The following is a 1,036-nucleotide window of genomic DNA, read 5'->3' on the forward strand; positions in this document are numbered from 1 at the left end:
CTCAATCGCCGTGCCCAGAGAAGACTGAGATTTGTTCAGGTTGTTCTGGGTAACCAGCGATAATGTATTGGTATTAATCACTGCCATAGCAAATATCCTTTATTAAGTAAGTGGATTCAGCCCTTCAGGCCTGCGGTTACTCACCGTATAAAAGTTATCGACACCATCCGGGAAAACTTCACTATCTTTAATAAAAGAATGCCAAAGAATTTAAAAATTAATCCAGACATATGAATAGAAGATTAAGCTGAATAAAAGCCAAGAACAACGGCCAAAAAAAACGGAGCACATTGGCTCCGTTTTTTATGGTGCTGGCGATTAGCGCAGCAATGACAGCATGGTCTGTGGTACCTGGTTGGCCTGAGCCAGCACCGAGGAACCTGCCTGCTGCAGGATCTGCGCGCGCGACATGTTCGACACTTCGGTCGCGTAGTCAGAATCCTGAATACGGCTGCGCGCAGCTGAGAGGTTGTTCACCGTGTTATTCAGGTTGGTAATGGTAGATTCAAAGCGGTTCTGCGAGGCACCCAGCAGGCTGCGCTGTGAATCGACAGATTTGATGGCAGCATCAATATCAGCCAGCGGTGTTGTGCCGGCTGCGGTACCAGAAGCACTTACAGAGCCTTTAAGTACGTCAAAACCTACTGCCTGAGTTGCACGAGCAGTACCGTTAACTGTATCGCCAGTGCCCATAGTACGGGTGTTCAGTGCAGTACCAGTAGCCCCTGCTTTCGCCAGGTTATAACCGTTACTTGAGCTAATAGTAATGGAGATAGTCTCGGCGTCTTTTGAACCCACCTGGAAGCTGTAATCTTTAGAACCAGAACCGGTGTTCAGTACTTTGATACCGTTGAAATCAGTTTGTGCAGTAACGCGGTTGATCTCTTCCATACGCTGGTTAACTTCAGCCTGGATGGAGTCGATGTCTGAAGCCGAGTTGGAGCTGTTCTGCGCCTGCACGGTCAGGTCACGCACACGCTGCAGGTTGTTGTTGATCTCGGACAGCGCGCCTTCAGCAGTCTGTGCCAGAGAGATA

1 protein-coding gene is annotated in these 1,036 nt (G+C 48.8%); it reads right to left on the reverse strand.

The genetic code is table 11. The features are described from left to right. Positions 1 to 318: 318 nt before the first annotated feature. The coding region (locus ERD80_RS22315) for a flagellin (protein WP_136548598.1) at positions 319 to 1,036 on the reverse strand (718 nt) is incomplete at its 5' end.

The organism is Pantoea sp. R102, from assembly GCF_004916815.1.
GTDB lineage: Bacteria > Pseudomonadota > Gammaproteobacteria > Enterobacterales > Enterobacteriaceae > Pantoea > Pantoea dispersa.